This is a genomic window from Arsenophonus nasoniae (assembly GCF_004768525.1).
GTDB classification, from domain to species: Bacteria; Pseudomonadota; Gammaproteobacteria; order Enterobacterales; family Enterobacteriaceae; genus Arsenophonus; species Arsenophonus nasoniae.
The window spans coordinates 1102552-1118210 of the sequence record NZ_CP038613.1 but is presented as its reverse complement, the minus strand read 5'-3'; the positions used below and the strand labels follow the sequence as shown (position 1 = coordinate 1118210).

General features: G+C 39.0%; 16 protein-coding genes and 1 pseudogene. 12 read left to right on the top strand and 5 right to left on the bottom strand.

The window, feature by feature from the left end:
• The first annotated feature begins 50 nt into the window (after positions 1-50).
• The 4 genes from ArsFIN_RS27210 to ArsFIN_RS05355 all read left to right on the top strand — a co-directional run bounded on the left by ArsFIN_RS27210 (position 51) and on the right by ArsFIN_RS05355 (position 2726).
• The gene (locus ArsFIN_RS27210; RefSeq protein ID WP_135677536.1) at positions 51-674 is read left to right on the top strand and encodes an antA/AntB antirepressor family protein; all 624 of its coding nucleotides are present in this window, start codon (positions 51-53) and stop codon (positions 672-674) included.
• Positions 646-2070: a DEAD/DEAH box helicase gene (locus tag ArsFIN_RS05360; RefSeq protein ID WP_246067349.1), complete on the top strand. Its 1425-nt coding sequence runs from the start codon at positions 646-648 to the stop codon at positions 2068-2070. Before ArsFIN_RS27210 ends, ArsFIN_RS05360 begins: the two co-directional genes overlap by 29 nt.
• Positions 2071-2280: 210 nt before the next feature.
• Positions 2281-2457, top strand: coding sequence for a hypothetical protein (locus ArsFIN_RS26210; RefSeq protein ID WP_167876661.1), 177 nt, complete (start codon positions 2281-2283; stop codon positions 2455-2457).
• 23 nt (positions 2458-2480) lie between these two features.
• The gene (locus ArsFIN_RS05355) at positions 2481-2726 is read left to right on the top strand and encodes a hypothetical protein (RefSeq protein ID WP_135677535.1); all 246 of its coding nucleotides are present in this window, start codon (positions 2481-2483) and stop codon (positions 2724-2726) included.
• Positions 2727-3084: 358 nt separating this feature from the next.
• Here ArsFIN_RS05355 and ArsFIN_RS05345 read toward each other — a convergent pair whose 3' ends face one another.
• From ArsFIN_RS05345 to ArsFIN_RS05335, 3 genes and pseudogenes are all read right to left on the bottom strand, one after another.
• Positions 3085-3771, bottom strand: coding sequence for a site-specific integrase (locus ArsFIN_RS05345; RefSeq protein ID WP_135677533.1), 687 nt, complete (start codon positions 3769-3771; stop codon positions 3085-3087).
• Positions 3761-4927: pseudogene (locus ArsFIN_RS05340) on the bottom strand (IS3 family transposase). The gene ArsFIN_RS05345 and the pseudogene ArsFIN_RS05340 overlap by 11 nt, the downstream one beginning before the upstream one ends.
• Positions 4928-4989: 62 nt before the next feature.
• Positions 4990-5583, bottom strand: a complete 594-nt coding sequence (locus ArsFIN_RS05335) for a tyrosine-type recombinase/integrase (RefSeq protein ID WP_135677532.1) — start codon at positions 5581-5583, stop codon at positions 4990-4992.
• Positions 5584-5842: 259 nt separating this feature from the next.
• Between ArsFIN_RS05335 and ArsFIN_RS05330 the strand changes: the two genes are divergently transcribed.
• The 6 genes from ArsFIN_RS05330 (at position 5843) to fur (ending at position 12764) form a co-directional block, all read left to right on the top strand.
• Complete coding sequence (locus tag ArsFIN_RS05330; protein WP_246067348.1) at positions 5843-7438, top strand: peptidase domain-containing ABC transporter; 1596 nt, start codon at positions 5843-5845, stop codon at positions 7436-7438.
• An 8-nt stretch (positions 7439-7446) separates the two neighbouring features.
• Positions 7447-8796 carry an HlyD family type I secretion periplasmic adaptor subunit gene (locus tag ArsFIN_RS05325; protein WP_034250134.1) on the top strand — a complete coding sequence of 450 codons (1350 nt, stop codon included), beginning with the start codon at positions 7447-7449 and terminating at the stop codon, positions 8794-8796.
• A gap of 3 nt (positions 8797-8799) precedes the next feature.
• Positions 8800-10956, top strand: coding sequence for a type I secretion system permease/ATPase (locus tag ArsFIN_RS05320; protein ID WP_026823767.1), 2157 nt, complete (start codon positions 8800-8802; stop codon positions 10954-10956).
• A gap of 181 nt (positions 10957-11137) precedes the next feature.
• The gene (gene ybfE, locus ArsFIN_RS05315; protein WP_026823768.1) at positions 11138-11416 is read left to right on the top strand and encodes a LexA regulated protein; all 279 of its coding nucleotides are present in this window, start codon (positions 11138-11140) and stop codon (positions 11414-11416) included.
• Positions 11417-11606: 190 nt separating this feature from the next.
• Positions 11607-12140 (top strand): flavodoxin FldA, encoded by a 534-nt coding sequence (gene fldA / locus ArsFIN_RS05310; protein WP_026823769.1) that lies wholly within the window; start codon positions 11607-11609, stop codon positions 12138-12140.
• A gap of 156 nt (positions 12141-12296) precedes the next feature.
• Entirely contained in the window at positions 12297-12764 is a 468-nt protein-coding gene (gene fur / locus ArsFIN_RS05305) for a ferric iron uptake transcriptional regulator (protein WP_026823770.1), read from the top strand.
• Positions 12765-13075: 311 nt separating this feature from the next.
• Here fur and ArsFIN_RS28125 read toward each other — a convergent pair whose 3' ends face one another.
• A complete protein-coding gene (locus ArsFIN_RS28125; protein WP_276324681.1) occupies positions 13076-13210 on the bottom strand; it encodes a hypothetical protein in 135 nt (44 codons plus the stop codon).
• A 246-nt stretch (positions 13211-13456) separates the two neighbouring features.
• On the opposite strand from ArsFIN_RS28125, the gene ArsFIN_RS05300 reads away from it, so the two are divergent.
• Positions 13457-14616, top strand: a protein-coding gene (locus tag ArsFIN_RS05300) for an IS3 family transposase (protein ID WP_135677531.1) whose coding sequence is annotated in 2 segments (ribosomal slippage) — positions 13457-13736 and positions 13736-14616 — 1161 coding nt in all. Because the reading frame shifts where the segments join, the coding sequence is not laid out codon by codon here.
• Between the two features lie 49 nt (positions 14617-14665).
• Positions 14666-15052, top strand: a complete 387-nt coding sequence (locus tag ArsFIN_RS05295; protein WP_071846926.1) for a hypothetical protein — start codon at positions 14666-14668, stop codon at positions 15050-15052.
• A 4-nt stretch (positions 15053-15056) separates the two neighbouring features.
• Here ArsFIN_RS05295 and ArsFIN_RS05290 read toward each other — a convergent pair whose 3' ends face one another.
• Positions 15057-15620 carry a lipase family protein gene (locus tag ArsFIN_RS05290; protein ID WP_026824198.1) on the bottom strand — a complete coding sequence of 188 codons (564 nt, stop codon included), beginning with the start codon at positions 15618-15620 and terminating at the stop codon, positions 15057-15059.
• Positions 15621-15659 lie beyond the last annotated feature (39 nt).

The following is a 15659-nucleotide window of genomic DNA, read 5'->3' as shown; positions in this document are numbered from 1 at the left end:
CAGTTTTGCATGATCGGTGACAGTATGGATTCCTTGCGAATGAGGACTTCGTGACTTTCGCGGAAAAAACCGCAAAAGGTAGGCCGTCTATAGAATACGCAATTTCCCTCGACATGGCGAAAGAGCTATCCATGGTTGAGCGTAATGAAAAAGGAAAACAGGCAAGGCAGTATTTTATTGAATGTGAACGACGTGTTTTACAACCTCAAACATTGCTACCAACAGCAAAAGAACTCGCTCTCATGGTTGTTCGTGCCGAGGAAGAGAAAGAACAGTTATTACTGGAAAACAAAAGCCTCTCAACAGAAAACGATTGTCTTAAAAATCTCTTCAAAGAAGGTATGACCCCTACCCAATTTAGCAAAATGCTTAACGGGGTAAACAGTCAGCAGATAAATCATTTTCTGGCAGGACTTAAATGGCTCTACAACGAAAGTAAGTCCGGTAACAATTTACGCTGGCGTGTTGCCGCTACCGCTCGGGATAAATATTTAACCGAAAAGCAAAACGAAATAAGCCCACATGGTGCAAATAGTTTCATTAGCTATCGTCCTGTTTTGCTGAGAAAAGGCGCACAGCGACTTTATGACCAGTATTTGGCTGACAAACTCCCCATGAAAAAGAACTGGAACGGATTACATACCCATGACAAAACTATCCAGATTGTCGCCTGAACAAAAGACAATCGCTAAAACCTTCACCCCTCGCCCTTACCAAAATCTCATTATCAATCACCTACTCGATATAAAACGCTCAAATGTCTGGGCGGGAATGGGAATGGGTAAAACGGCAGCAACGCTGACGGCGTTAGAAAATCTCTATCTTGCAGGCAGTGAAACCAAACCCACATTGGTATTAGCCCCTTTACGGGTAGCCCAATCCACCTGGCCGGATGAAGTGCTTAAATGGAACCATCTCCATAATATCGAAGTACAACCCATCATTGGCACTGCCAAATCACGAATGGCAGCACTCAAAAATACCCATGCCAGCGTATTTACTATCAATTATGACAATCTCGTCTGGCTGGTTGACATCCTCGGAGAAAGTTGGCCTTTTGGTACGATTATTGCCGATGAGAGCACCCGGTTAAAATCATTCCGGCTACGCAAAGGGGGTAAACGCACCGCAGCCCTTGCCAAAATCGCCCATAAATCGGTTCATCGATGGGTAAACCTAACAGGCACACCTTCACCCAATGGCCTGATGGACTTATGGGGGCAAGCGTGGTTTGTTGACCAGGGCGAACGGCTAGGCAGAACGCATAATGCGTTTACGTCCCGCTGGTTTAATCGTATCCAATTTCCTGGGCAACAATGGAGCAAATTTGAGCCTTTAGGATTTGCTAATCTACAAATTCAGGCAGCTCTCAGGGATGTCACCTTATCCCTTAACGCCGCTGACTGGTTTGATATCGAAGAGCCGATACACAACGTTATCAACATTACGTTACCTGTAAAAGCACGAGCGCACTATCAGGCGATGGAAAAAGAACTGTTTCTTGAGTTGGGCGATAGCGCTATCGAAGCGTTAAATGCTGCTGCCAAAACAATAAAATGTTTGCAAATTGCAGCAGGCGCTATTTATAGCGATGACAATCACAACTGGACAGAAATACACGATGCCAAAATCCAGGCGCTGGAAAGTATTGTCAATGAAGCCGGAGGAATGCCTGTACTGGTTGCTTACCACTGGAAACATGACCTTGAAAGACTGTTAAAAGCATTTCCAAAAGGCAAAATGTTAGACGCTAACCCACAAACCCTCACCGACTGGAATAATGGCAAAATCCCGCTGCTTTTTGCCCACCCTGCAAGCTGTGGACACGGCTTAAATTTACAGGACGGCGGTAATATTCTGGTCTTTTTCTCCCACTGGTGGGACTTGGAGCAGTACCAGCAAATTATCGAGCGTATCGGCCCCACCCGTCAAGCGCAAGCTGGACATAATCGTCCTGTCTTTGTCCACCATATCGTCGCTAAAGATACCCTCGATGAAGTGGTGATGGCGCGCCGTAATTCAAAACGGGCAATACAGGATTTATTACTGGAAGCGATGAGAAGGAAATAAAAAAAATGCCAACTCAAACAAGTTGGCGACGACTTAAACCAGGAGAAAATGAGTTTAATCACGAAAAAACGTGAAAGGAATAAAAATTATCATCTGCAATAAGCATAGAAGAGAAATAAAGAATTAACCTTAAATTTACAAAAATTTATATATTAATATAAAATAGTTATCATTAGCATTACTATTCTCATTAACAATGGAGAATTCACCATGTGGATTTTAATCTTGGCCATGTACGCCAGCCCTTACGCATCAAGTAACTTTGCAAGTGTTCATACTCAGGAATTTGACACTGAGAACATGTGTCAATTTGCCGCTAAACAATTTCAGCGTGAATTTGAAACTTTCAAGGATATCAACGCCAAAGCCATTTGCGTTAAGAAATAAGCTAATTTTACAAAGGTTCAACCATGAAACTTAACATCATCAAATTATTAATCACTACGTTACTTTTTATCAGCGCAGCGTTCGCCTTCGAACTCATTGTTGGTCAGATTGCGCACGCCGATGCCGTCATTGACCCGCAAATCAGGTTTAAGCGTGGCGAATTAGGCAATATCCATTTAGGTGGGCAAGAGCTACTAGTTATTGGCACTATCATAGTGCCAGCTCTTATGGTTTATTTGGGGGTATTTCTCGATACCTTGAAGAAGTAGCATAAAGAGAATAAGCATTATCCCACCTGAATTTTCCTACTCTAATTAGCAATATCGAAAGGTAAGCGTTTGACTATTAAAAAAGACCAGCACAAGGCTGGCCAACACCTGGGAAAATCACGTTGTGAATAGCAAACACACAACAAAGAAAATCGTAACAAAAAAATCAATCACTGTATATAAAAACAGGTGTAAAGATGTAATAAAGGAGAAAATCCTATGAATGAATCCCCTTTTGTCAAAACCAGTGAACTAGCAAAAAGGTACAGAGTGACAATACACACTATCAGGCAGTGGGCGGGTAATGGAAAACAACGGCGTGACGGTTTTCCACGCCCTCGGTTTAGATCTAATGAGCTTAACTTTGCCCGGCAGGATATTCTGGATTGGGAGATGGGTAAACGATTTGATTAACTTTATTCCACCAGCGCTCATAAGCTTCTCGCTGCTCTTCTAGGTAGATATGCTTGTCGTATACCTGCCAAACTCCCGGTAATTTATGCCCTAACATGATTTCGGCTACATGAGGCTGAGTTAACTCCGCAACCCCTGTGCGCATAGTTTTACGTAAATCATGAATTGACCAGTGAGTATAGTTTTCAAATTTTAACGCCATTTTTTTGTTTAGAGTGGTAATGAAAACGGTATGACCGCCTACACATAAAGGTTTACCTTCCGATACAATAAACAAATAATCGCTGCCATGACTTAATTTTTTAGCCGTTTTTATCAATTCCTCTGCCGCTGAAATAATAGGCCGGATAATGGGCTTTTTGCTTTTTCGCCCTGTTTTATGATTTTCAGGTGGCACTGTCCAGATTCCTTTAGTGAAATCGAAATCGGTCATTTTCGCTTTTAGCAATTCGCCTATCCGGCAACCAAACAATAACGCCAGCTTGATTATCAGAGCGTTTCTAGGGTTATAGTCTGGGGCATCAATTAACGCAAATAACACTCTGAGTTCTTCTTCACTTAATACCCTCTCGCCCTGTTGATTTATCACCCTGTAATGGTCAACAAATTCTGTAGAAGATCTAAGCGGCATTTTTTAGTTCATGATATTTTTGATGTGGCGTTAAATAACCAATCGTTGAATGGCGTCGATAATAATTGTAAAACTGAATATAATTTTCAACTTCACAGACAACAGATTGATGATTCATAAACGATAAACGATAAACGGTTAAGTCTTTCTGTCTTTAAACTCCTAAAAAATCTTTCCATCACGGCATTATCGAGGCAATTACCTCGCCGACTCATGCTTTGAGTTATTTTCCGTTCAAAGAGGTGCGCCCTAAACTCCTCCGATGAATATTGGCAACCTTGATCTGAATGGAACATCAAACTTGTCGTATCCGGTAATTGCCGTTCAATTGCGTTATCTAAGGCTTCTTTCACTAATTTCGAATCCGGTTTTGTTGATAAGGCATAACCAATAATTTCTTTGGTGGCTAAATCCAACACACAGGCTAAATAGCTCCACCCATAGTGATGTCTAATATACGTGATATCCCCGACATAATAGTGATTATGCTGTTCAGGGGAAAATTGTCGTTTAAGCAAATTAGGGGCATATCGATGTTCGTTACCCGATGAGTGATAGTAGTGCTTTTTCGTTGGTCTAATTGCAACTAATTGATTTAATTTCATGATGTTCGATATTTTATAAGTGCCAATTTGGTGCCCTAAACCCTTTAACTCGGCTTGAATACGTCTTTTGCCATAAATTTGACCCGATGTATAAAAAATACGTTTGATTTCGCCACACAGTCTTTCATTTTCAACTGTCGGTATTTTCGTTTCATAATAAAAACTACTGCTGCTTACTTCAAAAAGATGGCATAACTCAGTGACCGTAAAATTGGGGTACATGATTTTCAGTTGCTTCACGATTTTGAGTTTTGATTGTCGAGGATGAAGTAAGCCGCGGCTTTTTTTAATATGTCATTATCCCTCTGAGCACGCTTAAGTTGAACTTCTAATTCTTGTATGCGCTGTTGCTCGGGTGTTAACGCTTTTGATTTTACAGGCGTATTCCCATTTAACTCGGCAAGATATTGTTGCTTCCATCGTGATACGGCAGATTTACCCGCACCGGATATTTTTTCAACTTGGATATTGCTATATCCACCTTCAACCATGAGTTTTGCATATTCCAGTTTTTGCTTTCCGCTAAAGGTTACTTTTACTTTTCGGGTCATATTTATACCTATAAGATTTTGCTTAATTATAAGCTATAAATCTCTACAGTTTTATTAGACCACTACACCCCCAAGTCCTGGGCGGTCACATCGATAAGCGGATTTAAACTGATGACTCCCCTACGTATCCCCCACCGATGGGCTGTTTTGGTATAAAGCAAGATCCGTGCTCCTATAGCCGGTTTTGCTTTTACCACCTCTTCAATTAGCGATAACCAGACATGCAAATGCGTTTCATCATGAGGCAAATTGCCTATCTTGGGGAAAACATAAATTTCAAATGACCGTAATATCTCGCCCGCTTTTATCTGTGCATTTTTAAGCGATTTTTCCCACCAATCTCTGATAACCGACTCAACGGTTTGCGCATCAATCGACTGTTGCTTCCGAGTGCGTTTAACCACTTTAGGATTTCTATGCTGCTCCAATTCACCACGGTAAAAAAGCGCACTATCCCGCGCATCTTTTAAACTGATTGCCGGATACGTTCCAATATCTATCCGATCACCTTTCCCTTGCCAACGATAGCGATATTGAAAAATCACTTTACCTTTTGGTGTTACGCGAACTGATAACCCCTCTCTGTCTGATTTAGTCACCATTTTAGCTTGTGGCTTACCATTTACCGCTCTTAACCATGAATCACTTACCGCCATCTTTTTTTCTCCTTGTGTCCAATCTTTTTATGATATTTCATGTACACCAATATGTACATAAATTTCATGACACAAGGATTATAATAGGTGACTAAAAACAGCTATTATATACTAAGGTAAAAAATAAAAATGATTTAAAACAGAGTATTAATTTTAATTTATCGACTATTAGCGACTGTTGACGACTGTTATTTATTGTTATAAATTATTTGTATTACAAATACTGGCGCTGTTATCACCGATTGTAATTCAAGTTATTATGGATAAGGTGCTGATCCATCAAGCCTTTAGCACCTTAGACGTGCTTATTTTTACCTTAATAATAGCCGCTTTTATTGAAGTTATTTTAAAAGGTTTCCGAGAATATATTTATATCCATACCGCCAATCGTATTGACATCCGGCTCGGATTAAAACTAATCAGGCATTTATTACACTTACCACTCTCCTTTTTCAAAACCCGTCAAGTCGGCGCAATTGTTAATCGTGTTAGAGAACTAGAAACCATCCGTGAATTTTTAACCGGTAGTATGTTTACTTTGCTGGTCGATGTTCTTTTCTTATTTGTCTTTATTTATGTAATGTCAATTCTATCAACAACATTAACACTCATTTTTCTGCTCTCAATTCCCTTTTATTTGTTACTTGCCTGGAAAATAACACCAAAGATAGAAAAAGCAGCCGAAACACAATTTATGCATGCGGCAATCAATACCTCTTTTTTAACCGAAAGCGTGGCCGGCAGTGAAACGATTAAAAGTCTAGCTATTGAGCCACGTTTTATCCGTCGCTGGGATGCGCAAACTGCCGATATGATCGCTAGTAATTTTCAAGCTCAACAAATAAACTCACAAGGCAGCCATATCGTCATGCTGATTGAAAAATTGACGATGGCGGTGATTTTATGGATCGGTGCAGCAGAAGTACTCGCATTAAATATGACGATAGGCCAGTTAATCGCTTTTCAAATGATGGTCTCTCACAGTAGTCAACCATTAGGAAAATTGGTGCAATTATGGGGAGATTATATTCGTACACGCGTTGCGATTGATAAACTAGCACAAATCATTAATTTACCAACCGAACAACATAATGAAGGCTTACACCCACAGTTAACCGGCAAGATCCATTTTCAAAATGTCGATTTTCGCTATCAACCGGATCTTCCTCTTATTATTAATCAATTCAATTTATCCATTAACGCCGGAGAGATGATTGGTATTGTCGGTGCTTCAGGTTCCGGTAAAAGTACTTTAGCGCGTCTATTATTACGCCTTTATACCCCAGAAAAAGGCGGCATATTAATTGATGATATTCCCCTTTATCAGCTCAATATCGCTACGTTACGCCAACAAATCGGTATCGTGTTACAGGAAAATTTTCTCTTTAACCAATCTGTATTTAACAATATTGCTCAATCAAAACCTGATGCAACTTTAGATGAAGTCATTGCTGCCGCCAAGTTAGCAGGTGCTCATGATTTCATCTTAAAAATGCCTTTAGGTTACGACTCATTGATTGCTGAAGGTGGCCAATCATTATCAGGGGGTCAGCGCCAACGTATTGCTATTGCTCGTACAATACTAAGCAATCCTCGTATTCTGATCTTTGATGAAGCCACCAGCGCTTTAGATGATCAAACCCAAGCCATAATCCAACAAAATATGCAAAAAATTGCCCAAGGGCGGACCGTAATTACGATTGCTCACCGCTTGTCCACAGTTAGTCATCACCATCATATTATTGTCATGGATCAAGGCAAAATTATTGAGCAAGGAAGCCATACACAATTATTACAACTAAAAAAACATTACCACTATCTGTGGTCATTACAACAATCGTTAAAGCAGCAGTAGGACACTTCATGACAAATCGCATTACACGGAAGTTAAAACAGTTCTTTATGCAATATAATTATGACTTCTTGCCTTCACATCTGGCGTTGATGAATAGCCCGCCATCACCTTTTGCACGTTTAACGGCACTAACTTTAAGTATGGGCGTTGTTATTACTATGGGTTGGGCCTACTGGGGACAGCTAGATGTTCAAGCCACCTCAACCGGTCGACTTATCGTTTCCGGACATTCACAAGTTATTCAAGCTTATGAGCAGAGCCGATTGACGGAATTACATGTAAAAAACGGGCAACATGTAAAGAAAGGAGAACCTCTGCTTACCCTTGACGCTCTGGGGGTTAGTCAGGATATCATCGGTATTTCACATCAAATCGAGTATCATACGATTGAAAAATTACTTTACCAATCGCTACTGGAAAACAAAATCCCCCATCAACAACTCACCTTTCATCAATTAACCAAGCGCCAACAAGAAAAAATCAGCAAAAACTATCACCATGAAAAAGCACAGTTTGATGCACAAATTGCTAGCTTAGCCTCTGAAATCGAAGTTAATCATACGTCGCAAAAAGCGAAAACCAATGATCTCAATGTGCTCTTTTTGCTACAAAAGAATATCAAACAGCGGTTAGAAGCCCGTAAAACCCTAAGCCAAAAACAGATGATCAGTAAATCAGAATATTTAGAACAGGAAAAAGAGTTATTAGAAATTAGGCGTCTAATTGCTCAACAAACCTCTGAGCTAAATATTTTAGATTCGCAAGAAAAAAACCTAAAAGAACGGCTCAATGCTTTTCAATCACAAAAACAGCATGAATGGAACGATAAAAAAAAGCAGTCAGAGATCCAGCTCTCGATGCTAGAACAAGAATACGCAAAATTTGATGAACGAGAGCAGTTAGAAATTGTCCGCTCACCCGTTACTGGCACCGTACAACAATTAGCCACTTATACCTTAGGGGCAGTATTACAACCGGCACAAAATTTGATGGTCATTGTACCCGATAACGATGTGCAACTTGCCGAAGTTAAGATATTAAATAAAGATATTGGTTTTATTCGCCCTGGACAAAATGTCACTGTCAAAGTCGATGCCTTTCCCTATACGCGATATGGCACTATTGAGGGAGAAGTATTATCAATTTCGCGTGATTCGGCCCAAGATGAACAACTAGGTCTTATCTTTCCTGCGCAAATCAGTCTAAAGCAAAATAATTTAATGGTTGATGGTCATTCAATTGATATCACCCCAGGTATGTCTATTGTGGCAGAAATCAAAACCGATAAACGGCGCGTGATAGATTATCTATTAAGTCCAATTCGTGAATACCTGTCCGAATCAATGCGGGAGAAATAAACTATGGAAACTTTTTCTACCGTAGCAATAGCTAACCACACCACTAACCAAGCCTTAGATGCAATAATCTGGCTTGGTAAACGACTGAGTAAATCCATTACAATTGAACAATTAACTCACTCTTTAGGATTAGAATCTGAACATCTTACTGACTGGCAGTTACGAGAGTGTGCGGATTTCATACAATTAAAAAGCAAAGTAAACTTTCTTACACTCACTGAACTAGAGCAAATCCCGTTACCCGCATTAATTGAAATAGAAGGAATATGGTGGGTATTTACCAATATAACGCAACAAATCATTGAAGTAATAAATCCGTGTTCTGAGAAAACATTAACTTTTCCTCATCATAATAATCCAAATAGCCCAATCAAATTTAAAGTATTGTTGGTGGCAGAAAAAAAATTAACTGCCAAAAAAATCAAGTTTGGATTAGATTGGTTTTCTCCTTCGGTTCTTAGACAAAATAAACAACTAAGAGATATTTTTATACTCGCCAGTGTAGTGCAGATATTTGCCCTTATCCATCCAATCCTTTTTCAACATCTCATTGATAAAGTCTTGGTCGGTCGTAGCCTAAATAGCTTACATGTTTTAGCATTTGCTGTGGTCTCATTAGCAATAGCCGAACCTATTTATAGTTTTATTCGTAATAAAATTTTTAACCATACCTCTGGCCAAATTAATGCTGAATTATCTGGCCGCTTATATCGTCATTTATTAGGGCTACCACTCGATTATTTTAAACAGCGACAAACAGGACAAATTATTGCCCGGGTTCGTGAAATGGCGCAAATTCGGCAATTCCTCACTGGTTCAACTTTAATGTTGTTTATCGATCTCTTTTTTGTCACCTTATTTATTACTGTGTTGTTCAATTACAGTGCACTGCTCGCTAGTATCGTTGTTGGTTCATTGGTTATCTATTTTATTTTTTGGTTATTAATTGGTCCCATTATCCGTAAACGGGTAGAAAAAGAGTATGAAGCTCAAGCCGAAAACACCACTTTTCTTACTGAATCAATTACTGGTATTGAAACCATTAAAACAACTGCTACAGAGAATAGGTTTTTACAACGCTGGCAAAAAATCCTTAGTCACCAATTACAAAAAAGCTTTCAGGTGCAAAAAAGCAGTGTGATAGCCAGTCAAATCATTACACTGGTCAATAAAATAACTACCGCTATTTTATTATGGTTTGGTGTTAAAGCCGTGATGCAAGGCCAGCTTAGCCCTGGAGAATTAATTGCTTTTAATATGCTTAGTGCCCATGTAACCCAACCGATTCTCCGACTGGCGCAAGTATGGCAAGATTTTCAACATACCCTTATCGCACTAAAACGTGTTGGTGATATTCTTGATGAACCTACCGAATTTGGCCAAACAGGATTAACTAATACCGCATCTCTTGAGGGTAATATTAAATTTAATCACATCAGATTTCGTTATGCTAGCGATATGCCAGAAGTATTGCAGAACCTATCCTTGTCAATTAAAGCCGGACAATTTATTGGTATCACAGGCCCTTCAGGATCCGGAAAGAGTACCTTAACGAAACTATTACAACGACTTTATATTCCTCAGCAGGGTCAAATTACGATTGATGGTATGGATCTGGCTGTCGCTGATCCCATGGCTTTACGCCTTAATATGAGTGTAGTATTGCAAGAAAGTATTCTGTTTGCAGGTTCAATAGCAGACAATATCCGCTTAAGTCAGCCGGCAGCTTCTGACGAAGCCATGACCCAGGCCGCACAAATGGCAGGCGCATTGGATTTTATTCAACAACTTCCGCAGGGTTTCAATACCCAGTTAGCAGAGAGGGGGATGAATTTATCAGGTGGTCAGCGGCAACGCATAGCGCTTGCCCGTGCCCTGTTAACACAACCACGCATTTTAATTCTTGATGAGGCCACTTCCGCGCTAGATTACGACTCAGAAGCCGCTATCATGAAAAATATGCAATATCTATCTGCGGGTCGAACAGTAATTAGTATTGCTCACCGGCTTAATACTATCCGTCATGCTGATAAAATCTGTGTGATAAATGAAGGACAAGTAATTGAATTCGATAGCCATGATAATCTACTCAAGTTAAATGGGTTTTATGCTCAACTCTGGTATCAGCAAATAGGATCAAAGGCAAAAATTAACGCTTAAACATGACACAAGTCGCCAGTAAGCTCACATTTATCTGTTTTACTGGCTATGTCTCATTTCAGTTGCTCACTAATAGACTGCTTTATCAATAGGATATATTTTATCTGATAGTAGCGATAGTTATCTTGCTAGGGTATGATTGTTTTAAGTAACTAGCAAATTTCCATCAACATTTAAATTTATGGCAAAAGAGCAGACTGATCGCACAACCCGGGATCTATTCGCCGATGAACTTAGACCTGGGCGTCCGAAAACCAATCCCTTATCTCGACATGAACAATTAAAAATTAATAAACGTAATCAATTAAAACGTGATAAAAGCAAAGGATTACGTCGTATCGAATTAAAAATCAATGAGCGGGCTGTTGCGGCATTAAATATGCTAGCCCAAGAACAAAAAATAAGCCGTAGTGAACTAATAGAACAAATATTACTGACACAATTAGCAAAGAAAAACTGATGAGTTGCAGTTTTACTAGTTTATTTTGTCTAAAACACACAAAATTGACAGAATTATGCAGTTATTTTCGTCAAAATAATGGTCATTTAATTATTTATTAATCAACTGTTATTATCTTTCCTATTACTACTGTTAGTAACAATAAGATAACTAAACAACGCAAATTAAAATCAAGAGGTTTATTTACTTTATGGCAATCATAGGTATCTTCTTCGGCAGTGATACTGGCAATACAGAAAATATTGCCAAAATGATCCAAGAAAAACTTGGCGGCGCTGATATTGCTGAAATTCATGATATTGCTAAAAGCAGTAAAGAGGATATTGAAGCATTTGATATTTTACTATTCGGTATTCCTACCTGGTATTATGGTGAAGCACAGTGTGATTGGGACGATTTCTTTCCGACATTGGAAGAAATTGATTTTGAAGGTAAGCTGGTGGCTATTTTTGGTTGTGGCGATCAAGAGGATTATGCGGAATATTTTTGTGATGCCATGGGTACAGTGAAAGAGATTATTGAATCTAACGGTGCTAGCATTATTGGTCACTGGCCAACCGAAGGTTACCACTTCGAAGCATCAAAAGGACTCGCTGATGACACTCACTTTATTGGTCTTGCGATTGATGAAGACAGGCAACCAGAACTAACCGATGAGCGAGTGCAAAATTGGGTAAAACAAATATCCGACGAGCTAGAATTGCCAGCCATCATCCATAGATAGATGTCAATTTTTTTTGTACATGATAATTCCTGCAAATTGTGTAATGATATTAAGACATATATAATTGTAAAATTAGTATGAAAGAAACAGTATGCTACTGTTAACAATGTTTTGATATTATTGAATTCACTACTAATGCAACAAGGTAGGATCCGTATGACCGACAACAATAAAGCATTGAAGAATGCAGGGCTTAAAGTAACACTTCCACGTTTGAAAATTTTAGAGGTATTACAAGAGCCAGAGTGCCATCACGTCAGTGCGGAAGATCTCTATAAAAAACTCATTGATATGGAGGAAGAGATTGGCCTCGCAACGGTTTATCGTGTACTTAACCAATTTGATGAAGCTGGTATTGTTACTCGTCATAACTTTGAAGGCGGTAAATCAGTTTTTGAGCTGACACAACAACATCACCACGATCACTTAATTTGCTTAGATTGTGGTAAAGTTATTGAATTTAGTGATGAATCGATTGAAACAAGACAAAAAAACATCGCTGAGCGTCATGGTATTAAACTCTCTAATCACAGTCTCTATCTCTATGGACATTGCTCCAAAAAAGACCATTGTGATGAAAACGACTTGGGGCATCCAGCCCGGAATAGTAAAGAAGAAAAATAACCCTGCCTATCACTGTTTTTGTTATTAATCAGTTGAAAATAAAAGGAGAATAGAAGCGAATTTCTCCTTTTATTTTACCACAATATTTTGCTTTATTGTTCCACCTAAAAATTAGCCAAGATTTTAACAATTTTTTCATTTTACCTTCCAAACAATGAGATATCAGTTGAAAAGTATTATGCCTTACACGGTTGCCACTTATTCAGTTACAAATAATCACTCATCTATAACATCCTTATGTATGACACAACAAATAATTTATGCTTGGCCTATTGTAGGCGATGGCGCTAACATCTTGCTTGACATGCAACTTACCCTTGCGGTTCAATTCCCCGCTTACGTAACTCCTTCCTTAAGATACGCATGATCCACATCGCTAAAGAAGTATCACCATCTTTTTTGGCCTGTTCTTCGTGCTGCTCACGAAATTTCTCCGTAAGACGCATTTGATATTGTGGCGAACGCTTTTCTTTTGGCATTGAAATTGGTAATTACCAGATATTGTGATGTTTAGATGGTAACTATTATTGTAATGATACAGTAACCATAAAACAACGAAGCCCGCAGGTGCTACCAACACCTACGAGCCTCTCACCACAACATTAACAGGAGTAATGCTATGGCTTGTAGTGGTCTAATAAAACTGTAGAGATTTATAGCTTATAATTAAGCAAAATCTTATAGGTATAAATATGACCCGAAAAGTAAAAGTAACCTTTAGCGGAAAGCAAAAACTGGAATATGCAAAACTCATGGTTGAAGGTGGATATAGCAATATCCAAGTTGAAAAAATATCCGGTGCGGGTAAATCTGCCGTATCACGATGGAAGCAACAATATCTTGCCGAGTTAAATGGGAATACGCCTGTAAAATCAAAAGCGTTAACACCCGAGCAACAGCGCATACAAGAATTAGAAGTTCAACTTAAGCGTGCTCAGAGGGATAATGACATATTAAAAAAAGCCGCGGCTTACTTCATCCTCGACAATCAAAACTCAAAATCGTGAAGCAACTGAAAATCATGTACCCCAATTTTACGGTCACTGAGTTATGCCATCTTTTTGAAGTAAGCAGCAGTAGTTTTTATTATGAAACGAAAATACCGACAGTTGAAAATGAAAGACTGTGTGGCGAAATCAAACGTATTTTTTATACATCGGGTCAAATTTATGGCAAAAGACGTATTCAAGCCGAGTTAAAGGGTTTAGGGCACCAAATTGGCACTTATAAAATATCGAACATCATGAAATTAAATCAATTAGTTGCAATTAGACCAACGAAAAAGCACTACTATCACTCATCGGGTAACGAACATCGATATGCCCCTAATTTGCTTAAACGACAATTTTCCCCTGAACAGCATAATCACTATTATGTCGGGGATATCACGTATATTAGACATCACTATGGGTGGAGCTATTTAGCCTGTGTGTTGGATTTAGCCACCAAAGAAATTATTGGTTATGCCTTATCAACAAAACCGGATTCGAAATTAGTGAAAGAAGCCTTAGATAACGCAATTGAACGGCAATTACCGGATACGACAAGTTTGATGTTCCATTCAGATCAAGGTTGCCAATATTCATCGGAGGAGCTTAGGGCGCACCTCTTTGAACGGAAAATAACTCAAAGCATGAGTCGGCGAGGTAATTGCCTCGATAATGCCGTGATGGAAAGATTTTTTAGGAGTTTAAAGACAGAAAGACTTAACCGTTTATCGTTTATGAATCATCAATCTGTTGTCTGTGAAGTTGAAAATTATATTCAGTTTTACAATTATTATCGACGCCATTCAACGATTGGTTATTTAACGCCACATCAAAAATATCATGAACTAAAAAATGCCGCTTAGATCTTCTACAGAATTTGTTGACCATTACATCAATCATTGGGGGTGCACAATGCTGTCTGATAGCAACATTCTTTTTTCCGAGTTAGCTGATGTGCTTCGCAAGCTAGATATCTCACATTTGAGTACCGATGAAATGCTACAGTTGGCAAATAGTAGTGAAGAGTGCTGGGCTGGATTGTGTCATAATTTACATTTTCTAGCGAAAACCCTGGTTTCTTTGGCAGATAATAAAGTATCAGAGTTTTCTCTGGAAAGCCTATGTCAATTAGGGCATGGGTTGTCGGCAACGGCGCTTCCATTTGAATTATCAATGGAAGCGCTAATAACGTCTATTTCTCTTTTACGCACCTGGGCGCACAGCTTGAAATTGTATTCATTACCTCAAGGAAATATTTTAACACTGATCAAAATAGGATCAAAAAGTGGTAGCGACTAGGTTGTCAAACTGCTTGCTGATACAAAGTACGAATATGCGCTACATATCTGCTATGAGCAGCCAAGGCGCTATCTTTTTTCTCCGCTATCTGCGGAATAATATTAACACTACCAATATGATCAACGGCAAAAAATTTATCCAGCTTTGGAATAATATCACCATCAACATAGTAGTGATTAATATGAGCCTTAACTTTTTTTAAGTTGGCTAGATTGCTATATTGTGCTAACAAATCTTTCTGTAAACCTAAGCCAAGTTGAGCGCTGCAAAAACATTCTGCTCGAATAGTTTTTTCTGTGGTAGATACTTTCAGCGCAGAATAAGCCGCTAAGCCTCCGCCTAATGAATGACCACTGGTTGAAAGACTATATTTCTCCCATTTCTCATGTTGCATAAGTAATTGTAAATGATGCAGCAGCTGGCTAGCCTGTTTATAGCAAGCAGGAATGTCACCAAATACATTATCAATATTTGCATTACATTGATTAATAAAAGTTCTCGGATTCTTCATATAACGCGGCGCTCCACCACTTACCGCTTCACCACTGGTGGTACCACCAAAAACCAAGCGAATTTCCTGCCTAATTTTATTGTGAAAAATATAATG